Raw genomic sequence first — 21437 nt, 5'->3', positions numbered from 1 at the left:
ACTGGATGGCGCTCAGGTTGTGCTAGTCTTGCCGCTTTTATCATCCTTGCAGGAGTGACCTGTGTCACAAGTCGTGTATTGGTTGGATATGGCGGGAGTGGTGGTGTTTGCCCTGTCGGGGGTGGTCCTGGCGTGCCGTCAGCGCATGGACCCGTTCGGCATGTTGGTGCTGGCAGCAGTGACCGGCATTGGTGGCGGTACGCTGCGTGATCTGGTGCTTGGCGTGCGGCCGGTTTTCTGGGTAACCGACCCCACTTACCTGTGGGTAGTGTTTGCCACTGTCGGGCTTTCCATGCTGGGGTTTCACTACATTCACCGTCTTTCGCGCGGCTTTCTTCCGGTGGCGGACGCCTTCGGTCTGGCACTGTTTACGGTGATCGGAGCGCACAAGGCGTTGCTGTTGGGAAGCCCCGGCGTGGTGGCGGTACTGATGGGCATGATGACCGGCGTGGCCGGCGGGATGATCCGCGATGTGCTGGCGCAGCGGATGCCCATGGTGCTGCGCGAAGAAATCTATGCCACGGCGGCAATCGCGGGTGGCAGTGTCTATGTCTTGCTCAACAGCCTTTTCGTGCCCGCGGCCATCGCGATTCCAGCCGGATTGCTGACGACCCTTGGGCTACGCCTTTCGGCGATTTACTGGCATATTTCCCTGCCGGTGTTTGCCTGGGTGACGTTACCGCCAAAAGAAACTGGCAGCGAAACGCCAGATGAACGGCGACGTTCGGCGGAAAAGGCGCGTGAGCGAGTCCGCATGATTCGCCGTCAGCGCGATAACAAGTGATCCGTTCGCCAGCGCTCAAACCAGCGTCTTGGCTGTAGTACCTTGAGGGTCGGTTCCTTATCAATCAACTCGATACCGACTCCCAGCTGGCCTAGCTGTGCATAGAGCGCGCCGTTTGCAGTACTGTCAGCCAATGTCAGATCCGCTAACAGCATCAGTGGGCCGCCGGACAGGGTCAGGCCGTTTAACGCTAGCTGCTTTTCTTCCAGCGTCAGCGAAGTATGACCGTCAATATCCCGGACACTCAGCAGACGCCCCAGCCAGTCACTCTCCCGGGCGCGGGCCAGAAACAGGCGCGCCAGCAAGCCACTATCCCGCAGCGCAAGATTGACCTCAGCGTTGAGCGTGAGCGGTGAATCCCACACCAGTGTGGCGTCTTCAAGCCCTAACTCGGCCCACCAACCGGCATCCTGATTCCCCGCTTCGCTTAGGTGGAGTACATTTTCCAGACGCAGAAAGGAATCATCCGCCTTGAAGCGCATGTTCTCAAGATCACCTTCCGTCAGCTTGAAATTCACATCAAGGTCGCCCTTAAGGCGCTGGTCGAGAAGGGTCAGCTCGGCACCAAAGGCGCGTAGGGTCACATTGCCTGAGCCATTCAGCCCCTGCAGTGTCAGCTCGCTGCTCAGGCTGGCTTCCCCGCCATGTAGTGCAACGCCAGCGCCTTCGGGCAGGTAATCATTATAGCGGCTGAGGTCCGGCACGCTGATCACAGGCAGGCTGATGCGCGTGGTGATATGGCGCGGGTCAGGGTTATCAATCAAGGCAGCAACCACCTCTGTGGTAGTGGTCAGGGTCAGGTGCCTGCCTTCCAGATCTGCTTGCGGGTCGCCCTGGCGCTTGAGCATAAAGCTCGGGATGCTCAGCGTCAGCTGCGCGCTTTCTGCGTCGCTACTGGGTTTAAGTGAAAGCTGAGCGGTGAGCTCGCCCTGGCCGGTGGCCTCATAATCCAGAAAGCGCACTTCCAGCGGGCTGGCATTTACGCGCAACCGTGTCGGGGCTTTCAGGCGGTTGCCCTGAAACTGGCCTTCTGCCAGCAGTTGCCCACCACCGCTGAGAGACAGCCCGTGAGCGCTGGGCAAAAAAGCATTCAGAAATCCCAGCTGCTGAACACTTCCTTCCAGCGTAAAGCGGCCACTGGGTGTGTCATCAACCTGCCGGAAGAGGCCTTCGCGCAGAACCAGCAGGCTTTCCAGCTGCTCATCCTGAGAGGCTTCACCAAGGCGCCATTGCAGTCGCGTACCGCTTAGGTCAAGCGCGCTGCCATCCAGAAGTGCTTCGTTGAGGGCAACATCCAGTTGCATGTTACTGGTCAGGCGATGCGTCTGGGTGGCGTTGCGCCAATCGGTGACCCAGGCGTTGCCACTTAGCGTGGCGGCGCCGCTCAGGCGTTGAGGTGTCAGGCGAAGGTCGCCCTGGCTGCGGGCTTGCCCACTGACCAGGGTGAGAGGAGACGGCGTGGGCAGGTAAGGCGTCAGATAGGACTGAAGGGCCGCAATATCAGGTAGCGTTGCATTCTCAAAGCGCAGTCTTGCGTTAGCTTCCTGCTGAGCCCGCTGCGGATCAGTGGGGCTATCCAGATTCAGCGTCAGGGCCGCGTCTTCCAGCAGGGTGCGTTGCTGGTGTTCAAGACGCGCGCGGCGAAGTGCCAGGTTAGCGCTCAGCGTGTCGGGGTCGCTTAGCTGAGCGTTCAAGGTGCCTTCGCCGCGAGTGGTAAACCCCAGGGCAGAGGCCTGCAGGGCGTTAGCCGTTACTTCCAGGGTGGCGGACTCCACCTGATCCATGGAAAACATCGCGTCGGCGTTGATCTCGCCATTGCCGGAAAGCGCAAGACCGCGTTCATCAAGCAGCTCAGCCAGGGCGGAACTCAGCGGACGTTCAAGCATATCCAGCCTGAGCACCTGGCCGCGCACCGTCAGGCGTGCCTGTTCCGGCGCGGCAACGCGATCAATCCGTGCATTGTCGAGTGAAGTATCTAGCGTTAAGGCGGCGGCGTTCACATAGGGTGGGGTATCAGCGTCAGTGAGCGTTTCGCCTATGGTGACGTCATCAAGTGCCACCTGCAGGGTTAAGGTGTCATCATCAGGCACTTGCAGGGTGATCATGCCATCACCGCGTGCCTGATGGCCGGGAGGGCGGTCGTCCGGGCGCGTCCAGCGCTGTTCGTTGCTGTCGCGTAACGCGGCTTCATCGACACGCACATTTAACGCGGGCGCAGCGAGGGTCAGCTGGCTACCGGTCTGCAGGTAGCCGTATTGAATGGAAAGCTGCGCATCAAGTTCACCGCGTCCATCGACCGCCAGCCAGGGCAGCGATGTCAGGTAAGGCATGAACACATCCCAGGCATCTGCAATGGCGCTCACCCTGGCCTGGCCGGATAACGCCTCGGCAAGTGCCGGGTTTAGGTCGCCGTCAGGCGTTGTCAGCGTGACGCTATAGAGCCGAGCGCTGGCATCAATGGCAATATCACGCGCCATGATAGCCCCGTCACTGTTACGCACCACTTGCCCCTGTTGCAGCTGGAGTCCAGCCTGGGGGATTTCCAGCGTATCGCGATTCAACGTTGTATCCCGCAGGCTGAGCTGACCATCGCCCTGTAGTGTCATATCACCAATCTGTAGGTGACGGATTCCCTCGGCTTCAAGGGCAACAATATGCAACTCGCCACGTAACAGGGCCAGCAACGAAAGGGTGAGAGTGGCCCGTTCGGCGTTAACTTCCAGCGGAAGCGCCGCCTCTTCCCTGGCGATCATCAGCCCTTCCACCTCCCAGCGCCCGGGGTGGTGGCTGCGGCCCTGGTCCCAGCGGATCTCAATGCCTTCCAGCTTGGAAAGCTGCTGGGGTAGCCATTGGCTGTTAAGCAGCCAATATGTCCCTGCTAACCATATGGCCACAAGGCTGAGTGTGACGATGCTTAATATGCCCAACCAGCGTGGCCAGCGGCGTTTGCCAGAGGAGGTGTCCGGGCGTGTTGGGGGCTCTTGTGCCGGGTCCGTATTCAATGGCTTTGGCCTCTTCCTGATGGCTTAAACGTCGTTGAGTGCGTCGTTGACTGCAGTTTGCCATGGTTTTGTGGCATGATGCGCGGCTGCATCACTGATGTTTCTTTTTTTCATTGATTTTTAACGTTAACGCTAGGCAGGCAGCAACCGCCATGTTCAAGGAATTCTACACCCGGCGCGGTGATTTTGTGGTGATCTCCGCGGCGCAGGCTAGCCGTTTCGCCAAAGGCGTTGCCGGTGACTACAACCCGATTCATAACCCGGACGCCCGCCGTTTCTGCGTGCCGGGAGATTTGCTGTTTGCGCTGGTGCTTGAGCGCTTTGGTTTGTGGCAGCAAATGGAGTTTCGTTTCACCAATATGGTGGGCGCGGATACGCCGCTGTGTTTTCGTGAAACTGAGCAGGGGGTTGTGCAGGTTTGCGATGAGCAGGGAAAGTGCTATCTGGAAGCCACCCGCCAGGGAGATGTCACGCGAGATGCGGCGGCCATTGAAGCCTTTGCCCGCTGTTACGTGGCGTTTTCAGGCAAGAATTTCCCGCATTACCTCAAGCCGCTGATGGAAACCCATGGGGTGATGTTCAACCCCAAACGGCCGCTGGTGATCTATGACAGCATGGGGTTCAGTCTGGAACGGCTGAATGCCCAGACGCCGGGGCTTGAGCTGACAGGCTCATCGCTGGATGTTCAGGGGAAACGTGCGGATGCCTTGCTGGACTTCTCCATCCAATCGGGTGGGAAGGCGGTTGGCGTCGGGTCGAAAAAGCTGGTGGTCAGCGGTCTGTGTGAATACAACGCCGAACAGATGGACGCCATTGTCGCTGAGTTCTACCGTCTTAAGGCGGCCTACGAATCAAACTGATAGCGCTACATCTATCGTCCTGGTTTGCGCCTGTCCGTGAGGGTCACGGGTGTCATTGCTGGCGATTGCTGGCGCGAGTGGGGTATTCTCGAAAGACTGGTTCTTTGAAGACCGGTTCTTTGGAGACTAGTTCTTTGAAGACTGAGCAGTTAACAATACCGAGACCCCACCGGCTGGACATATGAGGCGCTTTATCATGCAATTGAAAACGTTAACGCTGGCAATCACCGCAACGGCACTGGCAGCTTCTTCACTGGTCGTTCAGGCGCGGGACTTCCGCCTGGGCCTGATTACTCCCGCCCAGCACATGTGGTCGACCGAGGCGCAAGCCTTTGCTGAATCCCTGAGTGAGCGCTCTGAGGGTGAACACAGCGTTAGCGTCTTTCCCGCCCAGCAGCTGGGTAATGAAGCCCAGATGGTTCAGCAGCTGCAAACCGGCGCGCTGGATATGGCCTTTCTGACCATTGCAGAGATTTCCAACCGCATTCCCGATTTTGGTGCGCTTTACGCGCCTTATCTGGTCGATGATGTTAATCATGCGGCGAGTTTGCTGCGCTCGGAGGCTGCCGGTGAATTACTTGACCTGATGCCTCAGGAAGTCGGTCTGGTCGGGATGGGCTACGGCATGGTCGGCATGCGCCAGGTGTTGAGCCGCGATCCGATCACGAGCATTGACGATATGGATGGCCAGCGCCTGCGGATTACGCCCTTCGAGCCGATCCGTGATTTCTATACCGCCACCGGCGCCGCGCCAGAGCCTATGCCGCTGCTGGAAGTTTATGATGCGCTGGCCAACGGTCAGGTCGACGCCATCGACATGGATTTCGATTCGATCCTGATTCTGAAATTCTACGAACAGGCGGAAAATCTGCTGATTTCCAATCACATGATGTTTCCCATGGTGGGTGTGGTCTCCGGGCGCGTGTGGCGCGAGCTGTCAGCCGATGACCGTGAGCTGATCGAGACAACCATGGCGGAACATCTTGAAAACGTACTGACGGGCTTTGAAGCCATGGATGCCGCCCAGGAAGAAGAAATTCGCGCCCTGGATATCAATATTGTTGAAGCGGATGCCGAGTTCTTCTCGGAAGCTATCGCTGAGTGGGAAAGCATCTGGGCACCCAAGGCGCCCATGCTGGAAACCTTACGCGCCGAAGCGGAACGTTTACGAGCCGAATAATGCTGCAGCGTTTATCAACAGGGCTTGCCCGTTTGGAAGAAATGACCGCCGCGCTTCTTGCCGCGGCGGTGACGTGTCTGATACTGGCGAATGTTGCCATGCGCGCGGCGGGTCATCCGCTGTATTTCGTCAGCGAGCTGGCGATCTACGCCATGATCTGGATGACCTTTTTGATTGCCAGCGCAGTGCTCAAGCGTCGTCAAGGCATCGCCGTCACTCTGCTCAGTGATGTCCTGCCGCTCACCGGGCGGCGAATGATTGGCCTGTGGGTGGATGTCATCGTGGCATCTTTCGGCATTGCCATGCTGGTGCTGTGCTGGCGCTGGTTTCAACCGTTGTCACTGTGGCAGTCGGGGTTTGATATCAGCACCTTTCAGGGCAATACCTTCAACTTTATTTATTCGGAAAATACCACCACGCTTGGCATCAAAAAGCTGTGGTTCTGGTTGATATTGCCGTGGTTTGCGTTGTCCATCACCCTGCATGGCGTCGCAAATCTTATCGACACTCTGACGCACTGGCGGCACCCGTTAACCGACCAGCCAACGGAGACGCCGCCATGACGATTCTGGTGTTTTTTGTGTTGCTGTTTACCGCGGTTCCCATTGCCCTGGTGTTGGCGTTGACAGCCATGTGGTACATCCAGGTGTCAGGCAATACGGTGCTGTTTGAGTCTTATCCACAGCAGCTTTTCAGTGCCATCGAAAGTTACGGGCTACTTGCCATTCCACTGTTCATGCTGGCGGGCGAACTGATGAACGAAGGCGGCCTGACGCGCCGCCTGATTGCGCTGGCGCGGATTTTTGTGGGTGGTTTTCGCGGTGGGCTGGCGTATATCAATCTGGTTGCGAACATGATGATGGCCGCGATCATCGGTTCCGCTGCGTCACAGATTGCCATCATGTCGCGTGCCATGGTGCCTGCCATGGAACAGGAAGGGTATGCCAAACCGTATAGCGCCGCGATTACCGCTGCAGGCGGGCTGTTATCGCCGATTATTCCACCCTCCATGCTGTTTGTTTTGTTTGGCGTGATGGCTCAGGTGCCGATTGCCGACATGTTTATGGCCGGTGTGCTGCCAGGGCTGTTGCTGGGATTGACATTTTTTATCGTGATTGCCGTCGTCGGGCTGGTCGAGCAATATCCGCGCGGTGCCTGGCCGAGCCGTCGGCAGGCTTTGCATGATCTGTTGTGGGGGCTGCCAGCGTTATCGATCCCATTGATTATCATCGGCGGTATTTTGCTGGGTATTGCTACGCCCACCGAGTCGGCAGCGCTGGCATCTCTTGCTGCCTTACTGATAGGCCGTTTTGTGTATCGCGACCTTGCTCTGGGGAAGTTGCCGATGGTCCTGCGCCGCACGGCGACAAACGCCGGGCTGGTCATTATGCTGATAGCGGCGGCGGGCGTGTTTGGTTGGGTGGTCATTTATGAACAGTTGCCACAAATGGCCGCTGCCTGGATTGCAGCGCTGACCACGGACCCGTTTATCTTTCTGCTGCTGATGATAGGCGTATTGTTATTGGTGGGCATGGTCATCGATGGCATTGCCGCCTTGATTCTAGTGGTGCCGATTCTCCTGCCGATTGCCCAAAACCAGTTTGATATCAGCGCCTATCAGTTTGGTGTGGTGGTATGCCTGACGCTGGTAATGGGGCTGCTGACGCCCCCGGTGGGCGCTGGCCTGTACGTTGCCTCGTCAATGACCGGCGTCGCGCCATTACGCATCTTCCGCTCGCTGCTGCCATTTCTGCTGGCGACCCTGGTCACTTTGGTACTGCTGGCCTGGCAACCCTGGCTGACTGAAGCCCTGATAGGGCGTTAGATATTTTCAGTATGGGGTAATTAACAGGGAGGTATCATGGCTGAGCAAATCAACCTTCAACGCACGGACCATGACAGCCTCAGTTTGCTCAGGCGGTTTATGCCATACAGGAGGAGAAAAAAATGCCTTACGTTAATACGCTTCAGCGTTTGGAATTAGAGAAAGAACGTCAGGAAGGTCGTCAGGAGGGACTTCAGGAAGGGCTTCAGGAAGCCGAGAAGCGTGCGCTTGAGAGTAAGCGCAATGCCGCACGTAAGCTGATTACAATGACTGAAATGAACGATCAGTTAATTGCAGAAATTGAGGAGTTGCCTGTTAACGAAGTGGAAAAGCTGCGAGCTGAGACAAAGCACTGATCTCTCTTTTAGGTAGCGGGCGGCTCTGCTGGCATTACATCGACTTCTACCGCGAGCTGATGGTCGCCACCGCCGTTCATAACACCCTTGAGAGGGGCGACATCCGCATAATCCCGGCCCCAGGCCAGCACCGGGTGCTGTTCACCGGCGATGCTGCCGTTGGTGGGGTCCAGCGCTAGCCAGCCCCAGTCGGGTATCCATACCGCCAGCCAGGCATGCGAGGCATCAGCCCCCACCAGCCTGGGTTGGCCGGGAGGTGGGCGCGTTTCCAGGTAGCCACTCATGTAACGCGCCGCCAAACCGACTGAGCGCAATGCACCAATCATCAGATGCGCAAAGTCCTGGCAAACACCGCGTTGGCTGTTCAGCACATCGGCCAGAGGAGTGGCCAGAGTGGTAAAACTTGGATCGTACTCAAAATCTTCATAAATCAGTCGATTAAGCGCCAGCGCTGCCTCAACGATAGGGCGGTTAGGCGTGAAACAGCGACCAGCGAAAGCCGCCAGGTCAGCATGGCGACGTACAAAAGGCGAATCCAGGCGGTAAAGCTCGAGGTCAAATTCTCCCTGCTGATCGAGTTGTGCTGCTACCTGCTCCCAGCCGGGGGAGTGGCTTGGCAGCGTTGCTGGTGGCGCTGTCTCAATCGGCGTAATGGCAGTGACTTCCAATGCCCGATGTATCTCTTCCAATGAAAAATACAGCACCCGGTTGCCGAAAATGTCGCGGCGTTCCATTTGTACCTGGGGGGCTGGCAGAATGCTGAGCTCAGTGGCCCCGCATTGCTGCAGCTCGGTGCTGCGTGGGAGTACCCGAGCTTCGTTATGGCACAAGGTAACGGCGGCAGAATATTCGTAGCGGGTGGTGTGGCGCAAGGTGTATTTCATTGGCCAGGTTCCATGCTGATCAGCTGCTGGGTCTGTTCGACGTGGCTGAAGTGGCTTTGACTGATAGCGTCAGACAGCATGCCAAGCGGTGTTATCAGATCATTGATCAGGGTGTTGAGCGCCTGACTGGCTTCCGGGGTTTCGCCAACACGGCTAAGCTTCTCGATATCGGCGAGATGTAGCGCGGCATTGGCCTGAATCAGAAGCCGCCGCTCACTGTTGCGGTAAGGCGTCTCGCCGCCAGGCAGACGATCGATTTGCCGCTCAAGGCGTTTGAGCATGTAACCGACCGAACGAGGATTGCTTTCATCAAATAGCAGCAAATCAAGAATTGCCGCCGGATTCAGTTCACTGCGATAACGCCGCCGGTAGGCCGTAAAGTTGTCGGTGGTGGACAGTGCGACTTCCCACAGTGCCTGACCGGGAGAATCCGGGGCGCGAAGGATTCGCTGTATCAACGACAGCAAACCAAGCAGACGGTCGATAAAGCGCCCGATATCCATGAACCGCCAGCCGAAGTGATGGGGCATGGTTTCGTTGCACAAACCATAAAACGCCGCCAGCTGAGCTGACAGATTTTCACAGGTGCGTCTTGCCGTGCTGGTGCTGCGGGCTGTGCTGTGCCAGTCGACCTGCTGGCCGAGCTGATTGAGCACTCGCCAGGAGTCATCACCCAGGTGGTCGCGAACACTGCGTGCATTGTTCAAGAGCTGATTAAACAGTGCCTGCAACGCCAGCGGGTTGTGCTCATCAAATTGTTCCAGCAGCGCACCACGCTTGCGGGCAAAGTGGCTGTCTGTGGAGAAGGTCTGTTCCGTTAGCTGGATATTCAGGCTCAGCAGCAGTTGATCCAGCAGCCCATCGGCCAGTGCGTCCTGTTCGTATTCCATCAGGCGCAGCAGCGCTTCACGCAACAGTCGCGCCCGGATATCCAGGCGTTCTCCGTAGCGACCCAGCCAGAAGAGATGTTCCGCGACCCGGCTGGGAAGGTCCAGTCCATCTCGAGTGGTAACAATGGGTGAATGCGCCTGACGCATCTGGCTGACATGAGGTTGTGGCGTGTCGGCTGTTACCCAGACATCCTTGACCACCTGCGCTCCGAGAGACGAGGAGCCGGGTTGACCTGCCCAGGCGAGGCCGCCAGGCATCACACGGTATTCGCCGTGATTGTTGGCCCCCTTGGCCTTCAGCGTTTCCGGTGTCCGGCTGGTAAAGCAGCGCAGGTTTAAGGTGGTGGGCACCAGGCCTTTGAGGGTCGAGTCAAACACTGGGCTGGTCGACGCGGGAGTATCGGCATGCGCATTGCCAAGCAGCAGCGTTTCCCCAAGCAGGTGCTGGCATAGCCTGGGGAGTTCATCACGCAGTGGCGCCGCTTCGAGAATGCCTACTCCCGGTGCGTTGGATAGGGCTACCTTCCCCGCGCGCACCGCCTGAAGCAAGCCGGGTACGCCAACGCTTGAGTCACCACGAAGCTCCAGAGGGTCGCAGAGCGCATCAAGGCACTGGCGTAAGATGACATCGACGGCTTTTAGACCGCCCAGGGTGCGTAGCCATACCTTTGCATCACGTACCACCAGATCCTGACCTTCCACCAGGGGGAGGTTAAGGTAATTGGCAAGGTAAGCGTGTTCAAAATAACGCGGGCTGGCAGGCCCTGGGGAAAGCAGTACCACATTCGGTGCTTCACGATGCTCATTTGCCAGTGATATCAGTGCCCGATGATGCTGATCCAGAAAACTGGCCAGCCGCTTGAGTAGCGCGTTGCGGTACATGTCCGGCAGAGCGCGCGCCATCAGGATACGGTTTTCCAGCGCAAAGCCCATACCAGCGGGTGCCTGCAAGCGGTCCGCCAATACTCGCCACTGGCCCCTGGCATCGCGAATGACGTCAATGGCATGAAAAGTGAAAGGCGGGTGATCACTCGGCAATGAGCGATAGCAGGGCAGCAGTAATTCCGGCGTGGCAAGCAGGCTTTTAGCGGATAAAACACCCGCCTTGAACAGGGTGCGCGGGCCGTAAATATCCTGATAAAGAGCGCTCAAAAGGCGACTGCGCTGTGCCAGGCCAGTGGATAACGTTTGCCATTCTGTCTCTTCAATGACCCAGGGGAGTGGATCAACACGCCAGCTGCGCTCCTGGCTTTCTGCATGCATATTAAAGATCACGCCGTTCTCAGCCAGAAGGCGCTGGACTTCTTCATCCTGCTGTCGGCGGCCGTCATCACCCAGTCTCTCCAGTGTGGACAGCAGGCTTTTCCAGCCAGGGCGAAGCTTGCCATCGGCGTCCAGCATGGCGTCAAAACAATCAGGCGCCGCCTGACGCTGAGCGGTCAGGTAATCATCGACCAGCCGCGTTGTAAGCAGGGGCGAGGCTGAAGGTGTTGCGGACGAAGTCATTGGGCACGGCTATCCTGAGTCATGTGGAAAAGATTATCCTGCACGGCTGCCGATTCGCAAAGTGTCCATGTATCAACGCTTGCTAATTTCTATTGCTCTGGCAATCACGGTGCTTACAGCCTCTTTACCTGCATAACGACATCGAAGTCGGAGTCGCATGGGCTGGTCGTACCGGTAATGGCGGCAGCGCTGCCGATACTGGGCGTGGCGGCCAGGGGAATATGGCCTTCGCCAGCAAGAAAGCCTGATGTCGCATCCAGTCCGACCCAGCCAGCCCCTGGCAAAAAGACTTCTGCCCAGGCGTGAAGATCGCAAAAATCCTCTTTTATGTCATCGCTGGCAGGGCTTTCTGAGCTTTGCTCTGTCATTTCCGTCGGAGCCAGCTGGATCAGGTAACCGGACACAAAACGCGCCGCGAGTCCTAAATGGCGCAATACCTGGACCAGTAGCCAGGCGCTGTCACGGCAGGAGCCAATTCCCCGGAGCAGGGTATCTTCAGCGCTCTGTACGCCGGGCGCCATGCGCATCTCGTATTGAATGTCACGCTGTACACGCTGGTTGAGCGCGACCAGAAAATCGACGCTTGGGGTTGGCGTGCGCGCAATGCTATCCAGCCACTTAACCAGTTGTGGCCCTTGATCGGTGATTTCCAGATACGGCCCCAGTTCCTTTTGCAGCACGTCAGAATAGCGAAAAGGAAAAGTATCTGCCCCATCGTCAAGGAAGAAATCAAACGGGTTGATCGGCACCATATCGGCTTCAAGCGTAACGCTGATGCTCAACGTGTTGCGCGGCTCGGGGAACACCACGCGGGCATTAAAATTGCCGAACGGGTCCTGCTGCCAGTGGAGCGTGTGGTCATCGCCTGACACTTCCAGTGCATAGGCGTTGATCGGTGTTCGACACTGGGGCGCCGGGCGCAAGCGAATCACGTGGGGTGAAAGCCTGACAGGGCGGTCAAAGCGATAGGTGGTTCGGTGAAACAAAGCAACACGGGTCATAAGCCGCCCTCACAAAAAATCGGGACGTCTGGCATTCCATCGTTGCGAATGCCAAAGATGAAAACAGCGCATTCGCAGATAACCAGCACTGGCGTTCAATGCTACGCCAAAGCGTGCTTCAAAAGGGAGCCGCACGGAACAATATTTCCTTTTGGTGCTTCTTGGTGTTTTTTGATGCATCGGTTTTTGAAAGTGCTTTTTTTTGGTGCATGCAACTCCACTCGCGCCATTAATACGTTCGACAGTGTCTTGTTGATACATCAGTGCTTACCGCTTGGCACGTAACTTGCTGTGACTTACATCTGAAGATGCACGTTGAAGAAAGGTTTAACGGTCAGTCTGCGCTAAGCAGTATAAAAATAGACACCATAAGACATTACCCAATCAAGGTGTGATCTTAAATTGATGTGTGGAGAGTGCGCCAATGAGTCAGGTTAACTGGAATAACTATGCATGTGGCGACTTTTACGATGAGTTGCTGTCAGCGCCAGGCGTGCCACGTGCCTCGGCCATGGAGCTGTGCCGCATGCTGGAAGGCTTCAGTGCGCAGGAGTTGCAGGAGCGCAAAACGGCGGCTGAAGTGGCTATTCGCACCATGGGCATTACCTTCACGGTGTATTCGGAGGGCTCGATGATAGACCGGGCCTGGCCGTTTGATATCGTGCCACGGATTATTTCCGCCAATGAATGGCGCAGAACCGAGGCAGGCCTCAAACAGCGCGTGGAAGCGCTCAACCTGTTCATTGATGATCTCTACCACGATCAGAAAGTGATCAAGGACAAGGTGCTACCCGCCGAGGTGCTTGCCCAGTCGGTTAATTTCCGCACCCAGTGCGTGGGCATCAGCCCGCCTCGTGGCACCTGGGCGCATATCTGCGGCTCGGACCTGGTGCGCGGAGGTGATGGCACCCTTTACGTGCTGGAGGATAATCTGCGGATTCCTTCCGGGGTTTCCTACATGCTGGAAAACCGCAACGTTACCAAGCGGGTGCTGCCGGAGCTGTTTGATTCAGGCAAGATTCTGCCGGTAGATGATTACATTGCCCATCTCTACGACATGCTGGCAGGGCTATCGCCTCGCCCTTGGGATGACCCTCAGGTCGTTGTACTGACGCCGGGTATCTACAATTCCGCCTATTTCGAACATGCTTACCTGGCCCAGCAAATGGGGGTCGAGTTAGTGCAGGGCAGTGACCTGCTGGTCGATGAACACGATCGCGTCTATATGCGCACCATTCAGGGGATGCGCCGGGTGGATGTGATCTATCGCCGCATTGACGACGAGTTTCTCGACCCGGAAGCCTTTAATCCGGATTCGATGCTTGGTGTGCCAGGGCTGATGCGTGCCTGGCGCAGTGGCAACGTTGCGCTGGCCAATGCCCCCGGCGCTGGCGTTGCAGATGACAAGGTTGTCTATGCGTTTGTGCCTGAATTGATTCGTTATTATCTGGATCAGGAGCCCTTGCTCCCTAACGTGCCGAGTTATCTTTGCATGTTCGAAGATGATTGCCGCTATGTGCTGGATCACCTGGATGAGCTGGTGGTTAAGCCTGCCAATGAGTCGGGCGGCTATGGCATGTTGATCGGACCGCATTCGACCCAGGAAACACGCGATGAATTTGCCCGGCTGATCAAGGCAAATCCGCGTAACTATATGGCGCAGCCAACGCTGGCGCTTTCCACCACGCCGACGCTGGCAAACGGTCTTCCTCAGCCGCGCCACGTGGATCTTCGTCCGTTTATTCTGTCGGGTGCGGAAACCCATGTCACCATGGGCGGGCTGACTCGGGTAGCCCTTACCGAAGGCTCGCTGGTCGTGAACTCTTCTCAGGGGGGCGGCAGCAAAGACACCTGGATTATCGAAACTGACGAAAACCATGAAGCGGCGACCACTGCCGTACAGGGGGTCTAGCGCCATGTTGTCACGTGTAGCAGAAAACCTTTACTGGATGGCACGCTATATCGAACGTGCCGAAGATACCGCGCGCCTGTTAAGCGTCAATAGCCACCTGATGCTGGATTTGCCGCGTAACGTTCCCCTGGGGTGGGGGCCGTTGGTGGAAATGACCGGTAGCCTGGAAGCCTATCAACAGCGCTATGAAAGTTTTGATGAGCGTAGCGTCGTACACTTTTTATGTGCTGAGGCAAGCAACAGTAGCTCTATTTTGGCATCGCTTGCCAGCGCACGGGAAAATCTGCGCACCACTCGTGATGTGGTGCCGCGTGAAACCTGGGAAGAGGTCAATCAGCTGTATTTCTATATCGCCGATAACGCCGAAAGTAGCGTGAAACCGCGTCAACGGGACCGCTTCCTTCAGCACGTTATCCGTGGCTGTCAGTCACTGACGGGTCTGATTGAAGGCACCATGAGTCAAGGTTCCGCGCGCACCTTCATGGAGCTTGGCAGACAGCTGGAACGCGCCGATATGACCACACGCATTGTCGATGTGCGTTCGGCAAGCCTTTTGCCCAAGAACCCGGATGAACTGACGCCGTTTGAAAACCTGCAATGGATGAGCGTATTGAAATCGCTGACGGCGTATCAGATGTACCGTCAGCAGATTCGTTTGCGCGTACGCGGCCCAGATGTGCTGCGATTCCTTTTTCAGGATCCCTGTCTGCCGCGCTCGATTGCCTACAGTCTGGAAACCCTGGGCGAACAGCTGCAGTCTCTGCCGCGCTGCGATCGTGCATTGGCAACGGTGCTGATGGTGCGTGCAGACGGAAACGAGGCGGATGTCCAAAGCCTGGCTTACGCACCCAATGAGTTACACGCCTTTATCGATATTATGCAGATCGGTTTTGCCAATATTCACAGTGCCATCGCAGCAACGTATTTCGTCAACAATGATCGCGTGCCCAAGGTTGACCCGCATCAGGAGGAGAGAAGCACTGACGACGATGTTGCCTGACACGCAACGTGATGTTTCCGGTGGGCCTGCTCTTAACGGATAAAACAGGCCCTCTGGTTCAAGCCACTACTTTTCATCGGACGTTGCTTTTCATCAGATCACTTCTCTTCATCGAGTTTACTTATTTCCCTCTCCGGCGTAACGGCTTTCCTGTTGATTGATATCCCGAGCTGATGTCCCTCCTAAGGTCTGTCTCGGCGTTAACTCTTTTTATCCATATATTGACGCTTACGTCAACTTCCTGCTATACCATCCCCTGTTACCCATTCAGGCGCTGCCGTAAGATTGATTCCCTGCGTGCAGGCGACGAAAGGCGCGCATGACAAATACAACAGACACGCCCCTTTAACAGGTGCAAAAGCTAACTGGAGAGATGCCATGTCCGTTCGCGAAATCCCCATGTACATTGATGGTCAGCCGGTAAAATCACAGAGCCAGGATTGGCGTGATGTGGTTAACCCCGCCACGCAAGAGGTGGTGGCCAGGGTACCGTTCTGTACGGCGGAAGAAGTGGAACGCGCTGTCGCCAGCGCCAAGGAAGCCTTTAAAACATGGCGCAAAGTCCCCTTGGGCAAGCGCATGCGTATCATGCTCAAACTCCAGGCGCTGATTCGTGACAATACTGCTGAACTGGCGGCGATGATTACCGAAGAGCATGGTAAAACCCTGCCGGATGCGGAAGGTGAAGTGGGTCGCGGCCTTGAAGTGGTGGAGCATGCCTGCTCGATTACTTCCCTGCAGCTGGGTGAGTTGGCGGAAAATGCCGCCAGCGAAGTCGACGTCTACACCATGCATCAGCCGCTGGGTGTTGGCGCGGGTATTACCGCCTTTAACTTCCCTATCATGCTGCCATGTTTCATGTTCCCGCTGGCCATTGCCACGGGGAATACCTTTGTCCTCAAGCCCTCCGAGCAGGACCCGACGTCCACCATGCGTCTGGTTGAGCTGGCTCATGAGGCCGGTATCCCCGCAGGTGTGCTGAACGTGGTACACGGCGGGCCGGATGTGGCGAATCAGATTGCTGATCATCAGGACATCAAGGCGCTATCCTTTATCGGCTCCAGCCACGTTGGGTCGCTGCTCTATAACCGTGCTGCCGCCGCAGGCAAGCGTATGCAGTCAATGATGGGGGCGAAAAACCACTGCGTGGTCATGCCGGATGCCAACCGCAGCCAGGCGATTAACAATCTACTGGGGTCCGCATTTGGGGCGGCAGGGCAGCGTTGCATGGCGAACTCGGTGGTGGTGTTAGTCGGGGAAGCGCGTGAATGGCTAGGCGATATCGTAGCCGGTGCGCAGAGCATGAAGATCGGGCCTGGCACGCAGCGCGATGCGGATCTCGGCCCCCTGGTATCTCCTCAGGCTAAAGACCGCGTTGAACGTCTGATTACCGCAGGTGAAAAAGAAGGTGCCAAGCTGCTGGTGGACGGCAGAGGTTGCACGGTCGAAGGTTACCCGGACGGCAACTTCGTCGGCCCGACCCTGTTTGCGGATGTGACGGCGGACATGACCATTTACCGCGAAGAAGTTTTCGGCCCGGTACTTTGTGTGCTTTCCGTCGAAACCCTGGATGATGCGATTGAGTTCATCAATGCCAACCCCAACGGTAACGGCACCTCGATTTTTACCAACTCCGGTTGGGTAGCGCGTCGCTTCGAGACCGATATCGAAGTGGGTCAGATTGGTATCAACGTACCGATTCCAGTGCCCGTCGCCTACTTCAGCTTTACCGGTTCACGCGGCTCCAAACTGGGCGACCTTGGCCCCAACGGCAAGCAGGCGATTGCTTTCTGGACACAGACCAAAACGGTCACCGCACGCTGGTTCGAGCCGGAAAACGTATCCAGCGGCATCAACAGCACCATCTCGCTAAGCTAACAGCGCCAGATGCGGTAAAGCTAGGTTTATAAAAGAAGGGTTATAAAAGAGAAGTTGTAAAAAGTATGCCCCGCCAATGCGGGGCATATTGATAAATAAAGACAGCTTTCTCAAACCGAGTCGAAAAGCGGCAGAGTCTCAGTCAGAAGGTGCTCGAAAGGTTCCAGCTGGCTTTCATGCATTACCAGTATCGATGCTTCCTGAGTAAAGTGACGATCCGGCGGCGTTAAAAACGCAAACTCACCTTCTTCTAAATGGAATTCATGGATTTCGCGAATGCCTGCCGGTGTACGACACTGGCTGCTACGGTAGGCATCATCTTCGCTATATACCAGGCGATGATACATCTTGAAAAGTGTGTAAAGCGTCAGCCCACCGTTGAATTCAGGCCAGTGAGCGGGGCGAAGACGGATGTCCTGATCCAGCTTTTGACCATCTGCTAGCGCATTGGCAATCACAGTATCTAAAGGCGCCGCCAGCAAGCTGTTATCAGTGCATGGGAAAGTGTTGGCATGTTTGGCATCCGCATTGAACAGGGTGCTGACACGTTTAAGGTCCGCTAGGGTGTTCAGGGGATATTCCGCATATTGCAGCTCGCTGGGGTCATAACCACCGTTTTGCCAGCCATGGATCACCCTTAGCGTTAACAGACCTCGTTGCATAGGAATGACGGCAAGCTGGTGAAGCATCACGCGGATATGCAGCTGGCGCTCATGGCTTTCATTATCGAACGCATGATAAGGATCGGCGAAGAGATTGTGGAGGCGACCGGGGGTATGTTCCTTCGCTTCGTTGTAGCGCATGGGGCTTCCCTATAAGCAAACAATCAGCGCTGCAATGCGCATGCGCCAAAAAAGTAAACAAGCTTTAATTAATGCGGTGTTCAGTATGGCGAGCGTAGCAATAAAAGAAAAGCTTTTGACTCACGACTCACGACTCACAAAAACAACAGGAATCAGAATGAACACATCACTTAGCCGTTTCAGCGTACCGGAAGAGCTCAACGAGTTGCCTGATGATATCCGTGACACCATTCTGGCCGTGCAGGAAAAGGCCGGTTTTGTGCCCAACGTGTTTTTGATGCTGGCCCACCGGCCTGACGAATTCCGGGCGTTTTTTGCCTACCATGATGCCCTTATGGAGCGTGAGTCAGACACGCTAAGCAAAGCCGAAAAAGAGATGATAGTGGTAGCCACCAGCGCCCGTAACCGCTGCCTTTACTGCGTGGTAGCCCATGGCGCTCTGGTGCGCATTTACAGTAAAGACCCGCACCTGGCGGATCAGGTGGCGATCAATCACCGTACGGCGCCGATTAGTGAGCGCCATCGTGTCATGCTGGATTTTGCGCTGTATTGCGGCCTGGATGTCGGCGAGTTGACAGATGACTGGGAAGCACGCCTGAATGCGGTAGGGTTCACGCGTGAAGATATCTGGGATATTGGTGCCATTACTGCCTTTTTTGGCCTTTCCAACCGCCTGGTAACGCTGACAGGCACGCCGCCCAATAGCGAGTTCTATCTGATGGGGCGAGTGCCGCGCGACAAGAGCTGAGGCTTTACTGGCCTGGGTTTTAATTGCCCGGGTTTTAATTACCTGGGTTTTAATTGTCTGAGCTTTACTCGTTTATAGCAATCCGCAACAATAATAGAGTCTACTACTGACAACTTACATTCACTGTCGCCAGGGGAGCCTTAGGGCTGAGAATACGCGCCGTTGCGCGCAGACCCTGGAACCTGATCCGGTTCGTACCGGCGGAGGAAGTGCGACATGCCATATCTGACAGCCGCGGCGCTTGGCGCGGCACTTTTCTGTTTTGCTTTTTTGGGTCTGCGGGCGCGCTATGCCAATCATCTGCTTGGCGATAACGCCGTGGATGACTACCTTTCCGCACGTAACTCGCAATCTTCATTCACCATTGGCCTATCCTTTCTGGCCTCAGGCATGGGGGCGTGGATTCTGTTCGCGCCGCCGGAAATCGGTGCCTTTGTTGGCCCGGTTGCTCTGGCGGGGTATGCCATCGGGTCAGCACTGCCTTTTATTGTGCTGGGTTTATACGGTCCTAAAATCCGCCGTGCCCTGCCAAAGGGGCGCAGCATCGCCGAGTTTGCCCAGGCTTGCTACGGGCGTGGTGTACGCTACTGGGTAACGCTGGTATCAGTGGCTTACATGGCCTGCTTTCTGGCCGCTGAGCTAACGGCGATTGGTGCGATTACCGCGCTGCTTTCTGATGTGCCGCCTGCGCTGGTGATTCTCGGTGTGGCGCTCACTACCTTGCTTTATACCGCCGTTGGTGGTCTCAGGGCGAGCCTGGCCACGGACCGCTGGCAGGCCTGGCTACTGATTATCCTGCTGGTGATTGTTGGCGGCGTTGCCTTGAACGCGCTGCCTGAATTGCCAGCTGATGCCGTTATGCCCAGCGCGCCTATCGGGAGCGCACTGAGCGTGGCACTTACCCTGGTGATAGCAGTGACGGCCGCTAACCTTTTCCACCAGGGCTACTGGCAGCGGGTATGGGCCGCAGAAGATAACCGTAGCCTGGCACGCGGTGCCTGGCTGGGCGGTGGCGCGACCGTGGTGGTGGTCATGTTGATTGGTGGCTTGGGTATCGTGGCGGCGATGAGTGGGGTGGCCCTTGGCGAGCCACCTATCCCGTTTTTTGCGCTGCTGTCTGAAGCGCCGAACTGGCTGGCGCTCCCCGCCTTGGTGCTGGCGGTGACGCTGGTTGCTTCCAGCGTGGACACGCTGCAGAACGCTATCGCTTCCCTGGCCAGCGAGCAGTTCTCTGCGCAGAAAGGCTCACTGGGCGTGGCCCGTTGGGTGACGGTACTGCTGATGGTGCCGGTGGTAATTGTCGCGCTGCAGGGCGTATCGGTACTGCGTCTCTTCCTGATTGCCGACCTGCTCTGCGCCGCCATTGTGGTACCAGTGTTGCTTGGGCTGTGGTCGAGGATGACACCCGTCGCGGCCATTGCCGGTGGCGTTGCGGGCATGCTCGGTACCGTGCTGCCCGGTTGGGTGGCGCAAGGCAACCTGAGTGCGGGTGTGCTGGCGGCCACCTTTCCAAACAGCATTCCCACACTGGCGCCTTTTGTGGGTGCCTTGCTGGCCTCGACGCTGGTGAGCGTGATGATGGCGTTGCTCAATCGCCGAGCGGCCGTTTGAGGTAGCGTAAACGCAGAGCCAGCAGCCCCAGGCCGCTGGTTATCAAAATCACCAGCACGCCCAGCAGTAACGGAAAAGCCCCCGCGCCCAGCCAATCCAGCAAAGGGCCGGTCAGCGATGGAATGACCAGGGCGCCGCTACCCGCAGCGGTAAAGATGGCGCCTGTGGTTCGCCCATGCATTTCCATTACCTTGTTGCTTAATGCATAAAGGGTTGGAAAAAAGGCGGATGCGGCCAACCCGAATAACAGCGCGCCCACGCTCAAGGGCACCCAAAGCGCATGCAATGCTCCCGCAGTTGCCAGCCCCAGCGCCAAGCAGCCGCATAACACCACCCAGGGCGAAGTGATGCGCAACAGCGGTATTGCCAAAAGTCGCCCAGCAGAAAGTGACAGCCAGAACAGGGTCGCTAATATAGCGGCCTCTTCGGCCGCCATTCCCACCAGCACGCCGTAAGATGTTACCCAGCCCGCAAAGGTAATCTCCATGCCCACATAAAGGGCAAAAATCAGCATGAACAGCATCAGCAGAAGGCGGTCACTATGTTTGGGCGCGGCGTGTTGGATGTTGGTGTCTTCAGGTGGGCGTTTTTGCGGGCTGGAAAAGCGCAGTAACGGCAGTAAAGTGATCAATGCATAGGCACCTACGACCCAGAATGCCCACTGAAACTGGCCGGTCAAGGATAACGCCGCGACCATCACCAGCGGTGTCAGCATATTGCCAAAACTGAAGCAGAAATGCAGAGCGCTGATATTGGGGCCGGCATCGTCACCATGCAGCCATATCAGCAAGGTGTTACCACCGGAATTGAGCGCCACTTCGGCAAACCCCAACACCGCAAATAGCCCTGCCAGCAAAACCAGCAGCGGGCTGAAAGGAGCGATCAACAGTCCCGCGACCATAACGGCACCCATGGCAAACAGCACCCTGTGGCCATCAAAGCGGTCAAGCAACAGCCCAGTGATAAAGGCTCCGCTCATATTGCCCACCGCCCTGGCCGTAAACAGAACCGCGATCTGGCTCATGCTGGCATCCACGCTTTGGGCCAGATGTGGCAAGGCTGGCCCCAGCAGGCCACCTGTCATACCAATAGCGATGAACAGGGCAAAATAGCGCCAGGTCAACTGGCGGTGATAAACAGACGCAAACGGCAACAAGATCAATCTCCATTAAATTTTGCGGTTACCCGATGGCGCGA

General features: G+C 56.8%; 17 protein-coding genes and 1 riboswitch. Of the genes, 11 read left to right on the top strand and 6 right to left on the bottom strand.

Annotation, left to right across the window (positions count from 1 at the left end; genetic code table 11):
• Positions 1 to 61: 61 nt before the first annotated feature.
• The gene (locus ACU6TU_RS12260) at positions 62 to 784 is read left to right on the top strand and encodes a trimeric intracellular cation channel family protein (protein WP_447141689.1); all 723 of its coding nucleotides are present in this window, start codon (positions 62 to 64) and stop codon (positions 782 to 784) included.
• Here ACU6TU_RS12260 and ACU6TU_RS12255 read toward each other — a convergent pair.
• A complete protein-coding gene (locus tag ACU6TU_RS12255) occupies positions 766 to 3786 on the bottom strand; it encodes a hypothetical protein (RefSeq protein WP_447141688.1) in 3021 nt (1006 codons plus the stop codon). The two genes, ACU6TU_RS12260 and ACU6TU_RS12255, sit on opposite strands and share 19 nt — an antisense overlap.
• A 152-nt stretch (positions 3787 to 3938) precedes the next feature.
• Between ACU6TU_RS12255 and ACU6TU_RS12250 the strand changes: the two genes are divergently transcribed.
• The 5 genes from ACU6TU_RS12250 (at position 3939) to ACU6TU_RS12230 (ending at position 8007) form a co-directional block, all read left to right on the top strand.
• Positions 3939 to 4646 carry a DUF3581 family protein gene (locus ACU6TU_RS12250; RefSeq protein ID WP_447141687.1) on the top strand — a complete coding sequence of 236 codons (708 nt, stop codon included), beginning with the start codon at positions 3939 to 3941 and terminating at the stop codon, positions 4644 to 4646.
• Between the two features lie 196 nt (positions 4647 to 4842).
• Entirely contained in the window at positions 4843 to 5826 is a 984-nt protein-coding gene (locus ACU6TU_RS12245) for a TRAP transporter substrate-binding protein (RefSeq protein ID WP_447141686.1), read from the top strand.
• Positions 5826 to 6389, top strand: a complete 564-nt coding sequence (locus ACU6TU_RS12240; RefSeq protein ID WP_447141685.1) for a TRAP transporter small permease — start codon at positions 5826 to 5828, stop codon at positions 6387 to 6389. Before ACU6TU_RS12245 ends, ACU6TU_RS12240 begins: the two co-directional genes overlap by 1 nt.
• Positions 6386 to 7651: a TRAP transporter large permease gene (locus tag ACU6TU_RS12235; protein ID WP_447141684.1), complete on the top strand. Its 1266-nt coding sequence runs from the start codon at positions 6386 to 6388 to the stop codon at positions 7649 to 7651. Before ACU6TU_RS12240 ends, ACU6TU_RS12235 begins: the two co-directional genes overlap by 4 nt.
• A gap of 122 nt (positions 7652 to 7773) precedes the next feature.
• Positions 7774 to 8007 (top strand): hypothetical protein, encoded by a 234-nt coding sequence (locus tag ACU6TU_RS12230; protein WP_447141683.1) that lies wholly within the window; start codon positions 7774 to 7776, stop codon positions 8005 to 8007.
• Between the two features lie 8 nt (positions 8008 to 8015).
• On the opposite strand, the gene ACU6TU_RS12225 is transcribed toward ACU6TU_RS12230, so the two are convergent.
• The 3 genes from ACU6TU_RS12225 to ACU6TU_RS12215 form a co-directional block, all read right to left on the bottom strand.
• Entirely contained in the window at positions 8016 to 8891 is an 876-nt protein-coding gene (locus ACU6TU_RS12225; protein ID WP_447141682.1) for a transglutaminase family protein, read from the bottom strand.
• Positions 8888 to 11287 (bottom strand): circularly permuted type 2 ATP-grasp protein, encoded by a 2400-nt coding sequence (locus ACU6TU_RS12220; RefSeq protein ID WP_447141681.1) that lies wholly within the window; start codon positions 11285 to 11287, stop codon positions 8888 to 8890. Before ACU6TU_RS12220 ends, ACU6TU_RS12225 begins: the two co-directional genes overlap by 4 nt.
• A 113-nt stretch (positions 11288 to 11400) precedes the next feature.
• A complete protein-coding gene (locus ACU6TU_RS12215) occupies positions 11401 to 12288 on the bottom strand; it encodes a transglutaminase family protein (protein WP_447141680.1) in 888 nt (295 codons plus the stop codon).
• Between the two features lie 424 nt (positions 12289 to 12712).
• On the opposite strand from ACU6TU_RS12215, the gene ACU6TU_RS12210 reads away from it, so the two are divergent.
• From ACU6TU_RS12210 to ACU6TU_RS12200, 3 genes are all read left to right on the top strand, one after another.
• Positions 12713 to 14200, top strand: a complete 1488-nt coding sequence (locus ACU6TU_RS12210) for a circularly permuted type 2 ATP-grasp protein (protein WP_447141679.1) — start codon at positions 12713 to 12715, stop codon at positions 14198 to 14200.
• Positions 14201 to 14204: 4 nt separating this feature from the next.
• Positions 14205 to 15200, top strand: a complete 996-nt coding sequence (locus ACU6TU_RS12205; protein ID WP_447141678.1) for an alpha-E domain-containing protein — start codon at positions 14205 to 14207, stop codon at positions 15198 to 15200.
• Between the two features lie 378 nt (positions 15201 to 15578).
• Entirely contained in the window at positions 15579 to 17078 is a 1500-nt protein-coding gene (locus ACU6TU_RS12200) for a CoA-acylating methylmalonate-semialdehyde dehydrogenase (protein WP_447141677.1), read from the top strand.
• A 110-nt stretch (positions 17079 to 17188) separates the two neighbouring features.
• Here the strand turns inward: ACU6TU_RS12200 and ACU6TU_RS12195 are convergent, their stop codons facing one another.
• Positions 17189 to 17881: a hypothetical protein gene (locus ACU6TU_RS12195; RefSeq protein ID WP_447141676.1), complete on the bottom strand. Its 693-nt coding sequence runs from the start codon at positions 17879 to 17881 to the stop codon at positions 17189 to 17191.
• 157 nt (positions 17882 to 18038) lie between these two features.
• On the opposite strand from ACU6TU_RS12195, the gene ACU6TU_RS12190 reads away from it, so the two are divergent.
• On the top strand, positions 18039 to 18629 hold the full coding sequence (locus ACU6TU_RS12190; protein ID WP_447141675.1) for a peroxidase-related enzyme: 591 nt from the start codon (positions 18039 to 18041) through the stop codon (positions 18627 to 18629).
• 121 nt (positions 18630 to 18750) lie between these two features.
• A riboswitch (TPP riboswitch) is annotated at positions 18751 to 18856 on the top strand.
• Positions 18846 to 20240: a sodium:solute symporter gene (locus ACU6TU_RS12185; protein WP_447141674.1), complete on the top strand. Its 1395-nt coding sequence runs from the start codon at positions 18846 to 18848 to the stop codon at positions 20238 to 20240. (Overlaps the previous riboswitch by 11 nt.)
• Here the strand turns inward: ACU6TU_RS12185 and ACU6TU_RS12180 are convergent.
• A complete protein-coding gene (locus ACU6TU_RS12180) occupies positions 20218 to 21396 on the bottom strand; it encodes an MFS transporter (protein ID WP_447141673.1) in 1179 nt (392 codons plus the stop codon). The genes ACU6TU_RS12185 and ACU6TU_RS12180 overlap by 23 nt on opposite strands.
• Positions 21397 to 21437: the final 41 nt, after the last annotated feature.

This window comes from Halomonas sp. LS-001 (assembly GCF_052983955.1).
The sequence above is the reverse complement of the archived record's forward strand: the minus strand, read 5'-3'. Positions and strand labels throughout refer to the sequence as shown.

Excerpts from the sequence above, each read along its gene's own strand:
- ACU6TU_RS12250 (WP_447141687.1), top strand. The coding sequence starts at position 3,939 with ATGTTCAAGGAATTCTACACCCGGCGCGGTGATTTTGTGGTGATCTCC.
- ACU6TU_RS12245 (WP_447141686.1), top strand. The coding sequence starts at position 4,843 with ATGCAATTGAAAACGTTAACGCTGGCAATCACCGCAACGGCACTGGCA.
- ACU6TU_RS12240 (WP_447141685.1), top strand. The coding sequence starts at position 5,826 with ATGCTGCAGCGTTTATCAACAGGGCTTGCCCGTTTGGAAGAAATGACC.
- ACU6TU_RS12235 (WP_447141684.1), top strand. The coding sequence starts at position 6,386 with ATGACGATTCTGGTGTTTTTTGTGTTGCTGTTTACCGCGGTTCCCATT.
- ACU6TU_RS12230 (WP_447141683.1), top strand. The coding sequence starts at position 7,774 with ATGCCTTACGTTAATACGCTTCAGCGTTTGGAATTAGAGAAAGAACGT.
- ACU6TU_RS12225 (WP_447141682.1), bottom strand. The coding sequence starts at position 8,891 with ATGAAATACACCTTGCGCCACACCACCCGCTACGAATATTCTGCCGCC.
- ACU6TU_RS12220 (WP_447141681.1), bottom strand. The coding sequence starts at position 11,287 with ATGACTTCGTCCGCAACACCTTCAGCCTCGCCCCTGCTTACAACGCGG.
- ACU6TU_RS12215 (WP_447141680.1), bottom strand. The coding sequence starts at position 12,288 with ATGACCCGTGTTGCTTTGTTTCACCGAACCACCTATCGCTTTGACCGC.
- ACU6TU_RS12210 (WP_447141679.1), top strand. The coding sequence starts at position 12,713 with ATGAGTCAGGTTAACTGGAATAACTATGCATGTGGCGACTTTTACGAT.
- ACU6TU_RS12205 (WP_447141678.1), top strand. The coding sequence starts at position 14,205 with ATGTTGTCACGTGTAGCAGAAAACCTTTACTGGATGGCACGCTATATC.
- ACU6TU_RS12200 (WP_447141677.1), top strand. The coding sequence starts at position 15,579 with ATGTCCGTTCGCGAAATCCCCATGTACATTGATGGTCAGCCGGTAAAA.
- ACU6TU_RS12195 (WP_447141676.1), bottom strand. The coding sequence starts at position 17,881 with ATGCGCTACAACGAAGCGAAGGAACATACCCCCGGTCGCCTCCACAAT.
- ACU6TU_RS12190 (WP_447141675.1), top strand. The coding sequence starts at position 18,039 with ATGAACACATCACTTAGCCGTTTCAGCGTACCGGAAGAGCTCAACGAG.
- ACU6TU_RS12185 (WP_447141674.1), top strand. The coding sequence starts at position 18,846 with ATGCCATATCTGACAGCCGCGGCGCTTGGCGCGGCACTTTTCTGTTTT.